The sequence below is a fragment of the Oleiphilus sp. HI0132 genome (assembly GCF_001635845.1).
In genome coordinates, this window is record NZ_LWGJ01000439.1 from 1 (window position 1) to 989 (window position 989).

The window sequence follows — 989 nt, forward strand, 5'->3', positions numbered from 1 at the left end:
TGGAAACTGACTAACAAAAGCAGGGTTAATGCTTTAATTGTGGCACTTGTACGCTTCATATACCTAACCGTTTATAAGCCAATTCAAATCTAGATATCTGATTTCAAAAAAGCAGGCTAACTTAGTTATTATGTCGGTAGTGATATTAGTGTAGTAGAGTTTGGCCGGTTTGGAGTGTCGCTTTTAGATTGTGTCGTTATTACAACTAACGTTTGTTATTAGTCACTTTGTTATCAGTTCGAGGTATGATGGCTGTTTACAAGTTTGAATCGGAATGATTATGCAAGCTGAAGCTCTTATTTTATTGATCAATTTCCTATTGGTGACGCTTACTTATTTGTTCGTTTATCCTCGGTTTGCGGGGCGAGATTTGAACAAACTATTTACGAACGACTTGGCTGCTATGGTGATATCTCTCTTGGTGGTTGGCAGCTTATATCAAGGTCAAGACCTCAAGTTATCGTTGATCATTCTAGAGACTAACTGGTTCTGGTTTAGTTTACTGACATATATGCTAATCGAGACGCCTTTTGCACTCAGGTATATCAAAAAATATAAGGTTTTTGAGTAGGGCTGGTTAGCCCTCTGCAAGCATCGAAGGTTCGAGCTCTTCTTCCTGCTCTACTACTTTTCCTACCTTAGCTAATTTCAGAAGGTTTGGCATGATAAAAAGTGTACATAGCGCAGACACTAGCATGGTAATACTAATGAGAAGTCCGAGGTTGAAAATAGGCTGAAACTCTGACAACAAGAGGATTGAGAAGCCTAATGCAATGGTAAAAGCGCTGGTTAATATTGGGAAGGTGATATCTGTCAGGGCTGCTTGAGCTGCGGCATCCCTAGATTGAAGTGCTTTTAAGTTTCGTAAGTAGGCTTCGACGATATGTATGGAGTAATCGATGCCGATGCCGAAGGCAATGCCGCATAGCAGACTAGAGCCGATATCTAAAGGAATCTGCAATAAACCCATCAGTCCGAACATGACCAGT

At 40.4% G+C, this 989-nt stretch carries 2 protein-coding genes; one reads left to right on the forward strand and one right to left on the reverse strand.

Going from position 1 to position 989, the window contains the following annotated elements; translation table 11 throughout:
- Window positions 1–280 precede the first annotated feature (280 nt).
- Window positions 281–571, forward strand: coding sequence for a hypothetical protein (locus tag A3766_RS05295; RefSeq protein WP_068516158.1), 291 nt, complete (start codon window positions 281–283; stop codon window positions 569–571).
- Between the two features lie 6 nt (window positions 572–577).
- Here A3766_RS05295 and A3766_RS05300 read toward each other — a convergent pair.
- On the reverse strand, window positions 578–989 hold a 412-nt coding region (locus tag A3766_RS05300), incomplete at its 5' end, for an MMPL family transporter (protein ID WP_197479343.1).

Excerpts from the sequence above, each read along its gene's own strand:
- A3766_RS05295 (WP_068516158.1), top strand. The coding sequence starts at position 281 with ATGCAAGCTGAAGCTCTTATTTTATTGATCAATTTCCTATTGGTGACG.